Origin of the sequence: Moraxella sp. (assembly GCF_024227015.1) — a bacterium.
In the GTDB taxonomy this organism is placed as follows: Bacteria; Pseudomonadota; Gammaproteobacteria; order Pseudomonadales; family Moraxellaceae; genus Moraxella.
The window spans coordinates 1-1,290 of sequence record NZ_JAAELD010000097.1; the positions used below are offsets into that span (position 1 = coordinate 1).

The following is a 1,290-nucleotide window of genomic DNA, read 5'->3' on the forward strand; positions in this document are numbered from 1 at the left end:
GGGGGACGGTAACATGACTTTCATCAATAAATAGCAACGCATCATCAGGCACATAATCAAACAGCGTGGGCGGAGCAAGCCCCGACGGTCGCCCCGATAGGTGGCGTGAGTAGTTTTCAATGCCGTTGCAGTAGCCTAGCTGTTGTATCATTTCAAGGTCGTCTTGGGTACGCTCTTTGATGCGTTGGGCTTCGATGAGTTTGTCATTGTCTCTAAAATATTCTAGCCGTTCAGCAAGCTCGGCTTTAATGGTCTCACTTGCTTGCTCCAATTTTTCTCGTGGGGTAACGTAGTGCGATTTTGGGTAAATGGTAATGCGTGGGGCAGTGCGGACGTTTTTGCCTGTCAAAGGGTCAAACCAGACGATTTTTTCTACTTCATCATCAAACATCTCAATGCGTACGGCAAGGCTCTCACTCTCGGCAGGATAAATGTCCAAAGTCTCGCCACGAATGCGATACGCCCCCCGCCCAAAGTCCAGCTCGTTGCGTTCGTATTGTAGCTCAACCAAGCGTTTGATAAGGGCGGTTCTGTCCACGACATCGCCCACCACCACATGAAGGAGCATTTTTAGGTAACTCTCAGGGTCGCCCAAGCCATAAATGGCGGACACGCTCGCCACGATAATCGCATCTCGGCGTTCTAGCAAGGCACGAGTGGCGGACAGTCGCATTTGGTCAATGTGGTCGTTAATGGCAGAGTCTTTTTCTATAAAGGTATCAGACGCAGGCACATACGCTTCTGGTTGATAATAATCATAATAGCTGACAAAATACTCCACCGCATTATTAGGAAAAAACGCTTTAAACTCGCCATAAAGCTGGGCGGCTAGGGTCTTGTTATGAGCCATGATGATCGCAGGTCGCCCAAGCTCGGCGATGACCTTTGCCATCGTGTAGGTCTTGCCTGAGCCTGTAACGCCAAGCAAAAGCTGTTCTTTTTTGCCTGCCTTGACACCGTCCACCAAGCCAACGATGGCGGTGGGTTGGTCGCCTGCTGGCTCGTAGTCGCTGACAAGGTCAAAGGCTTGACTGCTGATTTGTGTGCCTGATACGTTGACGCCTGTGAGTTCAGCATTTTCTTGGATTTGCTTGGCGAGTTGGTTGAGGTGTCGCTCTTCTCGCGTGGTGTTTTTGATGTCTGGGATTCTCATGATTGTCCGTGGTGACGATTATTCAATCCTTTATCATTGGGATTTTTGGTGAAATTTAAAGACGGTGAGACATTTTCATTTAAATATTTCAACACACACCCCAACCAATCACATCTTTTTACAAAATTTACTTGCAA

The 1,290-nt window shown here is 48.3% G+C and carries 1 protein-coding gene; it reads right to left on the reverse strand.

The features are described from left to right. Positions 1-1,153 (reverse strand): DEAD/DEAH box helicase family protein (locus GY683_RS02165; protein WP_297287189.1); only part of this gene is annotated, 1,153 nt, incomplete at its 3' end. Between the last annotated feature and the right edge of the window lie 137 nt (positions 1,154-1,290).